Source organism: Pelotomaculum propionicicum (genome assembly GCF_004369225.1).
Lineage (GTDB): Bacteria > Bacillota > Desulfotomaculia > Desulfotomaculales > Pelotomaculaceae > Pelotomaculum_B > Pelotomaculum_B propionicicum.
Window position 1 is genome coordinate 1 of record NZ_QFFZ01000034.1, and the last position, 13,728, is coordinate 13,728.

Annotated in this window: 17 protein-coding genes and 1 tRNA gene; 13 read left to right on the forward strand and 5 right to left on the reverse strand. The window is 48.0% G+C overall.

Going from position 1 to position 13,728, the window contains the following annotated elements; all coding sequences use genetic code 11:
* Together Pmgp_RS13350 and fdhF are read left to right on the forward strand one after the other, a co-directional pair.
* Positions 1-356, forward strand: a 356-nt coding sequence (locus tag Pmgp_RS13350; protein WP_134214485.1) for a ferredoxin family protein, incomplete at its 5' end; no start/stop codon positions are given.
* A gap of 15 nt (positions 357-371) precedes the next feature.
* Complete coding sequence (gene fdhF, locus Pmgp_RS13355; protein WP_134214486.1) at positions 372-3,065, forward strand: formate dehydrogenase subunit alpha; 2,694 nt, start codon at positions 372-374, stop codon at positions 3,063-3,065.
* 147 nt (positions 3,066-3,212) lie between these two features.
* Here fdhF and Pmgp_RS13360 read toward each other — a convergent pair whose 3' ends face one another.
* Positions 3,213-3,605, reverse strand: a complete 393-nt coding sequence (locus Pmgp_RS13360) for a TIGR04086 family membrane protein (RefSeq protein ID WP_134214487.1) — start codon at positions 3,603-3,605, stop codon at positions 3,213-3,215.
* A 98-nt stretch (positions 3,606-3,703) separates the two neighbouring features.
* Positions 3,704-3,883, reverse strand: coding sequence for a hypothetical protein (locus Pmgp_RS13365; protein ID WP_134214488.1), 180 nt, complete (start codon positions 3,881-3,883; stop codon positions 3,704-3,706).
* Between the two features lie 114 nt (positions 3,884-3,997).
* Here Pmgp_RS13365 and Pmgp_RS13370 point away from each other — a divergent pair, with 114 nt between their 5' ends.
* The 8 genes from Pmgp_RS13370 (at position 3,998) to surE (ending at position 8,218) form a co-directional block, all read left to right on the forward strand.
* A complete protein-coding gene (locus tag Pmgp_RS13370) occupies positions 3,998-4,207 on the forward strand; it encodes a heavy-metal-associated domain-containing protein (protein WP_134214489.1) in 210 nt (69 codons plus the stop codon).
* Between the two features lie 10 nt (positions 4,208-4,217).
* Entirely contained in the window at positions 4,218-4,604 is a 387-nt protein-coding gene (gene queD / locus Pmgp_RS13375; RefSeq protein ID WP_134214490.1) for a 6-carboxytetrahydropterin synthase QueD, read from the forward strand.
* 7 nt (positions 4,605-4,611) lie between these two features.
* Positions 4,612-5,313: a 7-cyano-7-deazaguanine synthase QueC gene (gene queC, locus Pmgp_RS13380; RefSeq protein WP_134214491.1), complete on the forward strand. Its 702-nt coding sequence runs from the start codon at positions 4,612-4,614 to the stop codon at positions 5,311-5,313.
* A complete protein-coding gene (locus tag Pmgp_RS13385; RefSeq protein ID WP_134214492.1) occupies positions 5,294-5,857 on the forward strand; it encodes a DUF366 family protein in 564 nt (187 codons plus the stop codon). The genes queC and Pmgp_RS13385 overlap by 20 nt, the downstream gene beginning before the upstream one ends.
* On the forward strand, positions 5,858-6,595 hold the full coding sequence (locus Pmgp_RS13390) for a 7-carboxy-7-deazaguanine synthase QueE (RefSeq protein ID WP_134214493.1): 738 nt from the start codon (positions 5,858-5,860) through the stop codon (positions 6,593-6,595).
* A 111-nt stretch (positions 6,596-6,706) separates the two neighbouring features.
* Entirely contained in the window at positions 6,707-7,267 is a 561-nt protein-coding gene (gene folE / locus Pmgp_RS13395; RefSeq protein ID WP_207670218.1) for a GTP cyclohydrolase I FolE, read from the forward strand.
* Positions 7,268-7,282: 15 nt separating this feature from the next.
* The gene (locus Pmgp_RS13400) at positions 7,283-7,447 is read left to right on the forward strand and encodes a YpmA family protein (protein ID WP_134214494.1); all 165 of its coding nucleotides are present in this window, start codon (positions 7,283-7,285) and stop codon (positions 7,445-7,447) included.
* A gap of 12 nt (positions 7,448-7,459) precedes the next feature.
* Entirely contained in the window at positions 7,460-8,218 is a 759-nt protein-coding gene (surE, locus tag Pmgp_RS13405; protein ID WP_134214495.1) for a 5'/3'-nucleotidase SurE, read from the forward strand.
* 34 nt (positions 8,219-8,252) lie between these two features.
* On the opposite strand, the gene Pmgp_RS13410 is transcribed toward surE, so the two are convergent.
* Both Pmgp_RS13410 and spoVB read right to left on the reverse strand, forming a co-directional pair.
* The gene (locus tag Pmgp_RS13410) at positions 8,253-8,480 is read right to left on the reverse strand and encodes an alpha/beta-type small acid-soluble spore protein (RefSeq protein WP_134214496.1); all 228 of its coding nucleotides are present in this window, start codon (positions 8,478-8,480) and stop codon (positions 8,253-8,255) included.
* A 116-nt stretch (positions 8,481-8,596) separates the two neighbouring features.
* A complete protein-coding gene (gene spoVB / locus Pmgp_RS13415; RefSeq protein WP_134214497.1) occupies positions 8,597-10,144 on the reverse strand; it encodes a stage V sporulation protein B in 1,548 nt (515 codons plus the stop codon).
* A gap of 316 nt (positions 10,145-10,460) precedes the next feature.
* Between spoVB and Pmgp_RS13420 the strand changes: the two genes are divergently transcribed.
* The 3 genes from Pmgp_RS13420 to Pmgp_RS13430 all read left to right on the forward strand — a co-directional run bounded on the left by Pmgp_RS13420 (position 10,461) and on the right by Pmgp_RS13430 (position 13,585).
* On the forward strand, positions 10,461-12,476 hold the full coding sequence (locus tag Pmgp_RS13420; protein ID WP_134214498.1) for an elongation factor G: 2,016 nt from the start codon (positions 10,461-10,463) through the stop codon (positions 12,474-12,476).
* A 167-nt stretch (positions 12,477-12,643) separates the two neighbouring features.
* Positions 12,644-12,835 (forward strand): hypothetical protein, encoded by a 192-nt coding sequence (locus Pmgp_RS13425; RefSeq protein ID WP_134214499.1) that lies wholly within the window; start codon positions 12,644-12,646, stop codon positions 12,833-12,835.
* Between the two features lie 420 nt (positions 12,836-13,255).
* On the forward strand, positions 13,256-13,585 hold the full coding sequence (locus Pmgp_RS13430) for a hypothetical protein (RefSeq protein ID WP_134214500.1): 330 nt from the start codon (positions 13,256-13,258) through the stop codon (positions 13,583-13,585).
* Positions 13,586-13,628: 43 nt separating this feature from the next.
* Here the strand turns inward: Pmgp_RS13430 and Pmgp_RS13435 are convergent.
* A tRNA-Trp gene (locus Pmgp_RS13435) sits at positions 13,629-13,703 on the reverse strand.
* Between the last annotated feature and the right edge of the window lie 25 nt (positions 13,704-13,728).

Here is a 13,728-nt window from a genome sequence, read left to right on the forward strand (position 1 = left end):
GCGAGATGGAAGACATCGACACGTTAGAGCGTTTGTGCAGGGTAATTAAGAGCAGCGCGCTGTGCGGTCTGGGACAGACCTGCCCCAACCCGATTGCGACCACCCTGCGCTACTTCAAAGACGAGTATGTGGCGCACATTAAGAACCACCGGTGTCCGGCGGGAGTCTGCAGCGCCCTGCTGGTATACACCATTCTGGCCAACAAGTGCACCGGCTGCGGCGCCTGCGCCAGGACCTGCCCGGCGGGAGCCATCAGCGGCGAGAAGAAAGATCCTCATGTCATCGACACGGCAAAATGCATCAAGTGCGGCGCCTGCATCCAAAAATGTAAATTCGACGCCATTATTAAGGCGTAAAGGAGGGAAAAGGGATTGTCTAAAGTTACTCTAACCATAGACGGCATTCAAATCACAGTGCCGAAAGGGGCCACCGTTCTGGAAGCGGCAGAGCAGGCAGGTATCTTTATACCTACCTTCTGCCATGACCCCCAGCTCAGCAAGCCGGGCGCCTGCCGTATCTGTGTGGTTGAGATTCCGGGAGCCCGCAACCTGCCGGCATCATGTGTCACGGAAGCTACAGAGGGAATGGTTGTAAACACCGCATCACCGGCTGTAATTGAAGCCAGGAAAACAAACCTGGAGCTCTTGCTGGCCAATCACCCCACCGACTGCCTGACCTGTGAGAAGAGCGGCGACTGCCGCCTGCAGGAATACGCCTACTTCTACGGTGTAAAGCAGGGCGCCTTTAAAGGTGAAAAGCACAATTATCCCATAGAGGATGATAATCCATTCATTGTCAGGGATATGAACAAGTGTATTTTATGTGGCAAATGTATCAGGATGTGTGAAGAAGTCCAGGGCAACGACGTTATAAACTTTGCTTACAGAGGCTTCAATTCTATTGTCACGCCGGCCATGGGCGCCCATTACGCTGATACGGAAATATCCAACTGCGTCTTCTGCGGCGGCTGTGTTTCGGTTTGTCCTGTCGGTGCTCTCAGTGAAAAGGGCATGATAGGCAAGGGGCGCCGCTGGGAAGTTAAAAAAGTTACGACTACCTGTCCGTATTGCGGTGTCGGCTGCCAGTTTGACCTAAATGTCAAGAACGGCAAGGTGATCGGCGTCACCTCCACCGACGGTGAGGTAAACGGACGTGCCCTGTGCGTGAAGGGACGTTTCGGCTATGGCTTTATTCACCACCCCGACCGCCTGACAACACCGCTGATTAAAAAGGACGGAAAATTTGTCGAGGCTACCTGGGATGAGGCTGTTGATTTAATTGTGAAAAAAATTGGTTCCATAAAAGAAAAGTGCGGCCCGGATGCTTTGGGCCTCCTATCATCCGCCCGTGTTACAAACGAAGAAAACTATTTAATGAACAAACTGGCCCGCGCGGTAATCGGTACCAATAACATCGACCATTGTGCCCGTCTCTGCCACGCTCCGACTGTAGCAGGCATGGCGACAGCATACGGGAGCGGCGCCATGACCAACTCCTTTGCAGAGATACCAGGCGCAGATTTTATCCTTATATCCGGTACAAATACTACCGACACGCACCCGGTGGCTGGAGCGATGATTAAGCAGGCTGCCCGCAACGGATCAACTCTGGTTGTGGTCGATCCCCGCAAAACTGAATTAGCAAAACTGGCAAAATATCATCTTCAGATCAAGTCGGGCACAGATATCGCTCTGTTCAACGGACTGGCCAATGTGATCATTGCCGAAGGGCTTTGTGATAAGGAATTTGTTAATAACCGCACCGAAGATTTTGAGGCTTTCAAAGCAACCGTTGCGAAATATACCCCTGAATATGTAGAAGGTATAACCGGCATACGGGCAGAAACAATCAGAGAAGTGGCGCTTGGCTATGCCAAAGCCAAAAATGCAAGCATATTTTTCACTATGGGTATCACTCAGCACATCTGCGGCACGCACAACGTTTTTTCCATCGCCAACCTGTGTATGCTCTGCGGTCAAATAGGCAAAGAGTCCAGCGGCGTCAACCCGCTGCGCGGTCAGAACAACGTGCAGGGTTCATGCGACATGGGCGCGCTGCCTGTCGTTTACACCGGTTATCAGAGTATAACTGTTGAGGAAAATAGGAAGAAATTCGCGGCTGCCTGGAACGTGCAAGAGCTGCCCGCAAAAATCGGCCTGACAGTTGGCGAATTACTGGGTGAATGCGGTAAGAGTATCAAGGGTATGTATATTATGGGTGAAAACCCGGTAATATCCGACCCCGACGCCAACCAGGTAATGCACGAGCTGAAAAAACTCGACTTCCTGGTAGTGCAGGATATCTTCCTGACCGAGACGGCTCAGTTCGCTGATGTGGTACTGCCGGGCGCAAGCTTCGCTGAGAAAGACGGTACTTTTACCAATACCGAGCGCCACGTCCAGTTAGTGCGAAAGGCTATTGAGCCTATCGGAAACAGCAAGCCTGACTGGGAAATCATCTGCATGGTTGCCACTGCCATGGGTTACCCGATGAGCTACGGCTCCGCTGCAGAGATTATGGACGAGGTCGCAAGCCTCACACCATCCTATGCCGGTATTTCTTTCGCCCGTCTGGAGAAGGGAAGTCTTCAGTGGCCCTGCCTTTCTGCTGACCACCCCGGCACCAAGTTCCTGCACTCTGGCAAGTTTGCGCGTGGTTTAGGTAAATTTCACGCGGTTGAGCACATTCCGCCGGATGAATTGCCGGATAATGAATATCCGTTTATTCTGAGTACGGGTCGCAGGAGATACCACTACCATACCGGGACCATGACCCAGCGCACCGGCGCCCTGGAAGTGTTCTATCCGACGGAATACCTGGAAGTAAGTTGTCCCGACGCTGAAAAACTGGGTGTTTGTGACGGAGATAGGGTCAGGGTAGCTTCGCGCCGCGGTCAGGTGGAGGTTGCAGTTAAAATTACTGATACGGTAGTGCCGGGACTGGTGTTCACATCCTTCCAGTACCCGGACGTACCAATTAACAGACTAACCAATCCCGCACGTGATCCTATCTCCAAAATACCTGATTTGAAAGTTTGCGCTGTAAAGATTGACAAGGTGGGCTAAATCTTTATAATGACAAACATAACGCAATAACGTTGAAAATAAATTGAGTCTCTGGTGAAAAAGCGATAATATGTAGAAATAAATAAGATAATGTAAGATAAATATATAGATGCCTGGAAACTGAATCTAGTCTCCAGGCACATTTTTTTATGACATGCCGACACCGACAACACCGCCGAGCGCGCCCGCGCAGGAAGTCACCAGCAGTTTGTAGATTATGCCCAAAGCTTCTTGGCCCGGCAAAACCACACCGGCTAGAAACCAGGCAAAGAAAAAGAAGATAACTCCTACGGCTGCCCCGTGGTAGAGCCCTCTGCTGCCCGCTCCCCTGCCTGCTGCCAGGGAGCCGCAAAAAGAGCTTACAGCCAGTATGGTCACGGCGAACCAGGGCATGGATTGTTCAGTCAGCGAGGTGAAATGAAAAACAAAGCCGGCCCCGATGCTTAAGAAGAATGAGATGAAAATAGTTATTATGGTTCCTTTTAAAACAGCGCTTATTTGAATCCCTCCGGTAAAGCTGTCCTTATTTGGTAAAGGCATTGCAACACCCCCAAAAAATAATTATAATTATTTTTATGTAACTGGTTGTTATCTATGACTGTTTGCTTAAACTGACCTTGGAGCAGGGTGCTTTGTATTTAAGGTTTTATTATGACGTCAGGTCTTTTTTTGTCAGCTTTTGTTGATTTCATATTTTTGACGGCAGCAGTGGCTTGATCATCAGTAAAATCATGTTCCCATTTTCTATCCACATTAATCATAGTAGCTGAACCCGTTTTCTCACTAATAAAATTATCGCCTTGATCAAACTTGGCCACTTTAATTCCCTCCTTATGTTATTAGTATAAAAATCGTCTGTTGATTTATGTAAGTTTTCTACTGGAATATGGTTTTTTGCCGTGGGAAAATTAATGTCAGAAAGGGGGATCAGTATGGAAAAGATTACGCTTAAAGTAGAAGGTATGAGCTGTGGCCATTGCAAGGCCGCGGTTGAAAAAGCCTTGAAAGATACAGGCGGGGTCCTGGCCGCGGAGGTAGATCTGGATGCAAAATCTGTTCAAGTTGACTATGACCGGGACAGGGTAGACCGCGCAGGCCTGGTAAAAGCAATTGAGGACGCGGGCTACGATGTTCAGAATTGAGGAATGGTAAATGTTTGAGATTGCGGTAAAAACACGTTTTGCTGCAGCGCATTTTTTAAGTGGTTATAAAGGCCCCTGCGCCAGTTTGCACGGCCATACCTGGCAGGTTGAGGTCACCTTTAAAGGGCAGAACCTGGACCATTCGGGGATGCTGCTTGATTTTAAAGAGGTAAAGGAAAAGGTCAGAAATATTGTAGATGAACTTGACCATGTTAATCTTAACGATTTGACTCCTTTCCAAAAAGGCGGGGAGGATAACCCTACCGCTGAGAACCTGGCCCGGTACATTTACCGGCGCCTGAAACTGGAGTTTAGCGCGCATGAACCTTTTGTAAAAATAACAGCTGTAAGGGTCTGGGAATCACCTGACGCGTCCGCGTCATATCTGGAGGAGTAGATAACGGATGAAGAGTATTGTGCTCTTATCAGGAGGTCTGGATTCCTCAGTTGCTCTGGCGCAGGCGCTGCGGGAAACAGATGTGGCCTTATGCCTGACTTTTGACTATGGCCAGAAGTCCGCGGCTAAGGAAAAAAAGGCAGCGGCCGCTCTTGCGGCTTATTATAAAACTAACCACAGGGTACTTGAATTAAATTTTTTAAAAGAGATTACGACATCCGCGCTTGTTGCCGGGGAAAGCGTACCGGAACCTGGACTTTTCGACCTGGATGACCGTGCAAAATCCGGCGCTTCGGCGGTGATGGTTTGGGTGCCGAACAGAAACGGCCTGTTTGTTAATATCGCTGCTTCTTTTGCTGAAGCTTATCAGTGCGATATTATTGTAGCAGGCTTCAACCGTGAGGAGGCTGCTACTTTCCCGGACAACAGCAGGGAATATGTAAGCGCGGCTAACCTGGCGATGAGTTTTTCCACACTGCGCAGGGTAAGGCTGGTAAGCTATACACAGCAGCTTGACAAGGCGGAGATTGTTAAATTGGGGCTGGCCCTTGGCCTTCCTTTTCAGTATGTCTGGAGCTGCTACAGAGGCGGAGAGAAAATGTGCGGCCGCTGCGAGAGCTGTATGCGCCTGAAGAGGGCTGTTGAGGCCGCCGGCCTTGAATTGGAAAGATTGCAATCGAGGGATGACGGTGATAGAACATTTTATTAATGAAACAATTACATACGACGGGACTCAATTATCATCACTCTGGGCTTTCCGCAACTTTGGCTGGCAGGGTGACAGCATCGTGTCCTTTCGGGGGCCCTGCCGGGTAAACCTGACCGAAATGGTTGACCTGGAAGACGTCAGAAAAGACTCCCCTATTTACAGCACTGACATGCTCCATTTCATCGCGGAACATTTTGAACTTGATCTGGAAAAAACTATTTTTAGACAGAGGCTTTTAATAGCTATTATTAAAGATGTAATTGAAAATACAGCTGATATAAAATTACTGCGCAGCGGTGATGACCTTTATTATGGCGAAAAGAAATTATCGGTATCAATCGCCACGCTTTCACCGGTTTCAAGCATGATCCATACCGGGCTGAATATCACCAGCAAAGATGTACCTGTTGCCGCTGTTGGGCTGGTGGAACTGGGGATTGCTGAAAATCAGGTGGCGCACCTGGGTGAACACATATGCAGCCTGTACACCAGGGAATGCCGTGATATAAGGCTGGCCCGCTGTAAAGTCCGGGGGGTTAAATAAGTGGGCTATCCGGTAAGTGAGATTTTTTCCTCGGCGCAGGGAGAAGGCCCGCTGCTGGGATGCCGCCAGATTTTTATCAGGGTACACGGGTGTAATCTCAACTGTGCCTTCTGTGACACTTATTCAGGTGAGACGCCGGCCCACTGCCGTATAGAAACAGAACCCGGGACAGGCAGTTTTAAACTGCTGCCAAACCCATTACGGGCTGAAGATATTGCTTCTGCCGCTGCCGGCCTGGGGCTGGGCTGGCATGATTCGGTAAGTTTTACCGGTGGTGAACCGCTGCTTTACCCTGACTTGATTAAAGAGTCGGCCCCGCTTCTGAAAGGAACAAGGGGGGGCATATACCTTGAAACTAACGGGACACTGCCGGATAACCTGGCGCAGGTAATCAACCTGATTGATATAGTTGCCATGGACTTTAAACTGCCAAGTGTCACAGGTGAGAGGCAGTGCTGGGATCTTCACAGAAGTTTTTTGACTGTTGCCAAATCAAAAAGGACTTTTGTGAAGGTAGTGGTAAGCGCCGACACACCTTTTAATGAGATCGAAACAGCGGCTGAGATAATTAACAACACCGCCCCCGGCATACCTCTGATCATTCAGCCGGTAAGCGGCAGCGCCGGGATAAATCCTGTAAACGCCGGCTATGCCCTGGAATTGCAGCAGTCGGCGCTGAAAATTTTGAGTGATGTCAGGATTATTCCCCAGATGCATAAGGTCATGGGTTTTCTCTAAGGTAAAGCTTTGAGGATATCAACAGCTGTGCAGCTTGCAGACATTCAAGTGAAGGAATGTCCCCAAGTGGATCATAGAATTAGACACAGCGCTAAAGGGGAGATAGAAAGAGTGTTTGATGATGCCAAGATTGAGCATGCGGTTAGAATGATTTTAGAGGCAATAGGTGAAGACCCGGACCGTGAAGGTTTGCAGGAAACACCGGCAAGGGTCGCCCGTATGTATAGGGAAATATTTTATGGCCTGGCCGAAGATCCTGAGCTTCACCTGGCGAAAACATTTTCTGAAGACCACGATGAGATGGTTATCGTAAAGGACATACCTTTGTATTCAGTTTGTGAACACCACCTGCTGCCGTTTTACGGCAAAGCGCATGTAGCTTACATCCCGCGTAAAGGCAACGTTACCGGCCTGTCCAAGCTGGCCCGGGTGGTCGACGGTTTTGCGCGGCGGCCGCAGCTGCAGGAGCGGCTCACTTCGCAGATTGCAGACAGTATTATGAAAAGGCTGAAAGCGCACGGAGTTCTGGTCGTAATTGAGGCCGAACATATGTGCATGACCTTTAGAGGTGTAAAAAAACCTGGTTCAAAAACCGTAACATCAGCAGTAAGGGGAGTTTTGCATAAGCATCAGGCAACCAGGGCTGAAGCATTTGCCCTGATTAAAGATTAGCGGGATGGGGAGAAAATGAGTAAGCTTGAAATTATCGCAGTCAAGAGTTTTAAATCATATGATGAAATGTATAAAGTAGTAGATTTTCTAAACAAGACCCTAAAGGACAAAAATGTTATTTTCGGCCTGACCAAGGCCGCCGAAAACGATACAATGACTATATCTGTCTATGAAACATAACGGAGAGACTTTATGCGAATATTACTCAGTAATGACGACGGCATCGAGGCGGACGGCCTCAATGAATTAAGAGCTGCTCTGCAGGAAAAGCATGAGATTTATGTGGTGGCGCCGGACCGGGAGAGAAGCGCGACCGGGCATAAAATAACTGTTCACAGGCCCCTCAGGGTAAAGGAATGGACTTATCCCGGCTCGGCCGCAACAGGCTGGGCGGTGGACGGCACTCCAGCGGACTGCGTAAAACTTGGCCTGGAAGCATTGCTTCCCGAGCCTCCCGACCTGGTTATTTCAGGCATTAACTTCGGACCGAACCTGGGTACCGATGTGCTGTACTCCGGTACAGTTTCAGCGGCAGTGGAGGGTACAATAAACGGCATCCCTTCTCTTGCTGTGTCCCTGGCCAGCTACGAATTCAGGGACTTTTCATATGCAGGGGATTTCATCAAACAAATTATCGCAGCCATGGGCAAAGAACTACCGGCGCGCACGCTGCTGAACATCAACGCGCCGCCCGGCATGCCTCGGGGTACAAAGGTGACCCGCCTGGGCAACAGGCGCTATGTGAATATTTTTGACAAAAGGACTGATCCCAGGGGCAGGGTCTACTTCTGGATGGCAGGCGAACCTTTTGACCTGGATATAGATGATCCGGAAACTGATGTGTGGGCCGTTAAGGAAGGCTATATCTCAATAACACCTGTGCAGTTTGATTTAACAGACTACAGCTTCTTGGAAAATTTGAGAGAAAATATAAAAAAAATAAGGGCTTAACCCTTAATTTCAGGCGCCTGCAGTAAGACGGAGATCAGCTGTTGCCGCTGTTCGCGAGGTTTTCCTCCACTTGTCTAACCATCACCTTGACCATTTTGCCGCCGATTTTGCCGCCCACGCGGCCGCAATCCCGGGAGGACAGTCCGCCCCAGTCACCATCTTGTATTTTTGGCGTTATCCCCAGTTCGCCTGCTATCTCATACTTGAACTGATCTAGCACCTGGTCCGGTAAAAGCTTCGGTTTTTCAAAAAACTGCGCCATTTTAGATCCTCCTAAAAAGAGATTTTTGTTCGCCGTTTTTTTATTATGCCGACAAATTTATTAGAGTAAACCAGTTTAATTGTTTATTTAATGCCACAAAATGCTGACGTCAAATTCTAATAGCTGCCATTTTTGAATAGCTTTACGTCATTTTTATCTACACTGCCGTTCAGCAGTAAAAGAAAGAGATAAGTAATCATTCCTGCCAGTAAACACCCGGCTATATGCAAAAAACCGGCCTGAGCAGTAAGGCCGTAATAATTCTTGAATGTGTACACTGCCGCCGCCATGACTGCCGCTGCTGTCAATGGCTTCAATACAACTTTTGCCAGCTTGATTTTAAGGCCGGTCAGGCGGTATATATCGGATATGTTCAGGCAGGCCATGATCAGGTATCCTGAGGCAATAGCCGCCGCGCAGCCCTTAATGCCCAGGTGAGGCAGGCCGGTTAAATAAAAAATTCCGGTTATTTTGCAGGCTGACGCGATAACAAGATTGCGAAAGGGGCGTGAGGCTTCGCCCATACCCTGGAGGATGCCTGTGGTTGTTTGCTGCAGGTAAAGAAAGATGCCGCCCAGAGCAAGCACCTTCAGGCTGGCGCCTGCTTCCGCGTAACCAAAGATAAAACCGCAGAGCTCGTCTGCCAGCAGCAGGAAAATTACCACGCAGGGCAACCCGGCCAGTAATGTTACCCTGATCGAGGTTTCGCAGCGCGAGCGGACCAGACGGATGTTGTTCAAGGCCAGGGCATCGGATACCGCCGGGATCAAAGCAGTGGCGAGCGAGATGGTGACTATGCCCGGGACGAACAGAATGCTTTGGGCTATGCCCACAAACTGACCGTAGGCGGCTGTAGCGTCAGCAAGGCTGAGACCGCCGGCCTGCAGCCTCTGTGGAATAAGCACAGCGTCAATCGATAAAAAAAGGGTGGAAATAAAGCGGGTCAATGTTACAGGCACCGCCAGGCTTGAAACCCTGCCGCATATTTGTTTTAACGGCTGTGCCCTGTAAAGGCTTGTCTTTTTTGAAACACGCGGCCGGCGCCTGATAAAAATAAAAGCGATCAGTAAAAGACCTGACATTTCGCCGATAACAACGCCCAGCGAAGCTCCCACAGCAGCAAATTCAACACCTTTGGGCAGAAGCAGGCGCGCGAAAAAAAGCCCTGAAACAACTCTCAGCAGCTGCTCCAGAGATTGGGTCAAGGCACTCGGCGTCATCTGCTGCATTCCCTGGAAAAATCCTTTTAAAGCAGAACCAAGAGCCACTATCAGCACGCCTGGGATGAGGCTCAGAAAAATATAGTATACTTTGGGATTCGGGAACACATATTTTAGCAAAGCTGGGGTAATCAAAAAACAAAGGACACTTACCAGGGAACTGCTGATCACCAAACCTGCTAAGCAGGCCTTAAAAATACGGTAGGCGCCGCGCATGTTGCTGAGAGCGGCTTCTTCCGCCACCAGCTTGGATATGGCTACAGGAACGCCCGCTGTTGCCAGGACTAAGGCCAGGACGTATACAGGGTAGACCATGGCGAAGAGGCCAATCCCCTCCGGGTGGATCAGCCTGATCATAATAATCTGATAGACGAAACCCAGAACCCTGTTGAATAGTCCGGATAGTAAAAGGACCAGGGCACCGTATACAAAGGACTGCTTAATAGCGCATCTGCCTTTCCTGCTGGAATATTTTAGATATCCTAAATTTACCTATGTGTATGAAGCAGCTTTAAGAACGATTTTTTTTGAAAAAATATCTCATATTTTTTTTATAACAAGGAATTTAGAGACGCTCTGTAGAAATACTGTTTTGAAAAGGTTTGTGGTTTGTTGACTTGAGCAGTTTATTTAAATAAACCTTTGAACTCTCAGGGGTTCTTATTTTTTGTTTATAACCATAATTGTCCATTTATGGTTTTTAATAAGTATAGAAATAATTATTGTAGGGAACCATTATTTACAAAAGGAGGCAAGTATTTTGAAGAACTATCAGACAGCACAAATACGCAACCTAGGGGTGGTAGCGCACGGCGGGTCCGGTAAGACCTCCCTGGTTGAGGCAATGCTCTTTAATACCGGAATACTTTCACGACTGGGCAGAGTGGAGGACGGTACCACAACCTCGGATTACCATCCTGAGGAAATAGCAAGACAGATTACAGTTCATACCAGCCTTGTTCCGTGTGAGTGGAACGGTGTGAAAATCAACCTGCTGGATACACCCGGGTTTTCAGACTTTATAGGAGAAGTTAAGGGAGCCTTAAGGGTTGCCGACTCTTCCATGTTTGTGGTTTCCGCGGTGGACGGGGTTGAAGTGCAGCACGAGGTTATTTGGGATATAGCGGATGAATATGACCTGCCCAGGATCGTTTTTATCAATAAAATGGACCGTGAAAATGCCAACTTTGAAAGAGTGCTGGATGACCTTAAATCTAAGTTCAAGGCTAATTTTGTGCCGGTCCAGATCCCGATCGGCTCTTTCAACACCTTTAGCGGTGTGGTTGATATTATCAACAACAAGGCGTATACCGGTGTTGGAAAAGGAGAAGAAACAGCTGTTCCCGCCGAACTTGAGGACGAAATCGCCCAGTATCGTGAGCAGCTGCTGGAAGCTGCCGCCGAAGGTGACGATGATTTGACCATGAAGTACCTTGAAGGTGAAGAGCTTACCCCGGAAGAGATCAAAGACGGTCTTCGCAAAAGTATCGAACTGCGTAAGGTAGTACCGGTGCTGGCGGGATCGGCGACTAAAAACATAGGCGTCGCAAAGCTGAATGACTTTGTGACCGACTACCTGCCTGCTCCCAAAGAAGGAGATGGGCCGATGGCTGCCCTGGTGTTTAAGACCATTGCCGACCCTTATGTGGGCAAGATGAACTTCCTAAGAGTTTACAGCGGCACTTTTAAGAGTGATTCCACAGTCCTGAACAGCAAAAAGGGCAAGACTGAAAGAATCGGCAACGTGCTCTTTGTGCGCGGCAAAAACACCGTCACCACCGAGGCGGTCCACTCAGGAGACCTTGCTGTGGTGGTTAAGCTGCAGGATACCGGTACGGGCGATACCCTGTGTGAAAAGGATAAGCCGGTGACTCTGGAAGGGATCGAATTCCCCGTGCCAACCCTGACGGTTGCCATTAATCCCAAGAGCAAAAACGACGAAGATAAGCTGGGAGACGCCATCTCCAAGCTGCTCGAAGAAGACCCGACCATGCATGTTGAAAAGAATACTGAAACCAAGCAGACACTGCTTACAGGTATGGGTGAACTCCACATTAACACCATGGTCGAAAAGCTGAAGCGTAAATATGGTGTGGACGTGGTAATGACCGATCCCAAGGTGCCGTACAGGGAAACGATCAGGGCGAAAGTAGAAGTGGAAGGCAAACACAAAAAACAATCCGGCGGCAGGGGGCAGTACGGCCATGTCTGGATCCGTTTTGAGCCTTGCCCCGAGGAAGACTTTGTTTTTGAAGAAGATATATTCGGCGGTTCGGTTCCCAAACAGTATTTCCCGGCCGTTGAGAAAGGACTCCGTGAAGCCCTGACAGACGGTGTTCTGGCGGGTTACCCGACTACAGGCATAAAGGCAACCCTTTACGACGGTTCTTACCACAACGTGGACTCCTCGGAACTGGCCTTTAAAATCGCGGCCTCTCTGGCCTTTAAAAAAGGCGCGCTGCAGGCTAAACCGGTTCTTTTAGAGCCTATCATGAATGTGGAAGTGGTTGTGCCGGAAAACTTTATGGGGGATATCATCAGCGACTTTAATACCAAGCGCGGGCGCGTGCTCGGCACTGAGTCGGCGGGCAGGCTTACCAAAATCAAGGCGAACGTGCCCCTTTCGGAAATGTACCGCTACGCTATCGACCTCAAATCCATGACTCAGGGGCGGGGGGCTTTTACCATGGAGTTTTACAGCTATGAAGAAGTGCCTGGCCGCCAGTCCGAAGAGATAATTAAAAAAGCCAAGGCTGAAGCGGAAGCGGAAAAATAAAAAAAGCGGGGAAGGCCCCGCTTTTTTATCATATGCGCCGCATTCCCCGTATAGCTTTAATATTGTCAAACTTGAAGTAAGGGTGGTGATATAATTTTGAGGGAAATAATTAAAGAACTTCGTTTGAACTAGTTAGAGTAGTAAGTTCAATAAAAGGGGGGAAAACAATGGATATAAGTTATTTTTTAGAGAATGAAAGCAAGGGCGCCACCTATATTGGCAGGGCGATTAATGACTTACAGATCAGTGTTTCTGAAGAAACGACCATTTTAGAACTCTATAGTATGTTGAACGGTATTTATGCCAGGGCTATTGATATTATGCTGGAAGAAATGGAGTCAGGCTCAAAAATCATATAATTATGGCAAAACGCAACCATGTCTTATTATTTATGTTGAGAAGCTGATTGATTTAAACTTATACTTAACTTAAAACGTGTTTATTCGCGTAATATGTCGAAATATTTTTCAAGGATTATCTCTTTCAATGTTGAATTGTTGTGACAATATAAACATTGAAGGTGATTATCATGTCGGTCAAAAGGATCGAAAATGTAGTAATCAATAATATGAGTTATAAGTTTTGGGTTTGGGAAAGTAAAAATAAGTGGTACGGAGAATGTTTAACACCGGGTGCCAAGTTTTTTTGTTATGATGATACCGAAGACGGCTTGCTGTAAAAGATAAAGATTTTGATCCAAAAAGGCGGAAACAAAAGTTAGCTGCATTAGCATAATTTTTTAAAACAAGTTATAAGCTAACTGGTTGGGGGTATAACAAATGGATGAAGAACTGTTCAGACATCTTGTTTTTCTGGAGAAAGACAGCGGCATTGATATGGAGGAATTCATCAAGCTTGGTTATTTTATAAGGTGCAATGACACTGTTTACCGGACTGAAAAGTTAGAAGAGGAGCTCAAAGAATTTATCGAAGTTAAAAAAGAATCGCTATTCGCAGCCATCAAGGAACTTGGCAGTGCCAAAGATATTAATAAAGTTATGGAACTAGCAGGTATCCAACAGTTTATCACCTTCAGTATTCTAGCGGATGAACTGGTCCGGGAAGGCAGGATTGTCAAGGATAAGGAAAATATCTGCCTCCTTAAATAAATATAAAATAGAAGGGAACTGCAAGCTGCAGTTCCTAATTTTTTGGCAGGGGAGACAGGACTCGAACCTGCAGCACCTGGTTTTGGAGACCAGTGCTCTACCATTGAGCTACTCCCCTAAATATGTTGGCTTTTTGCCTGTTT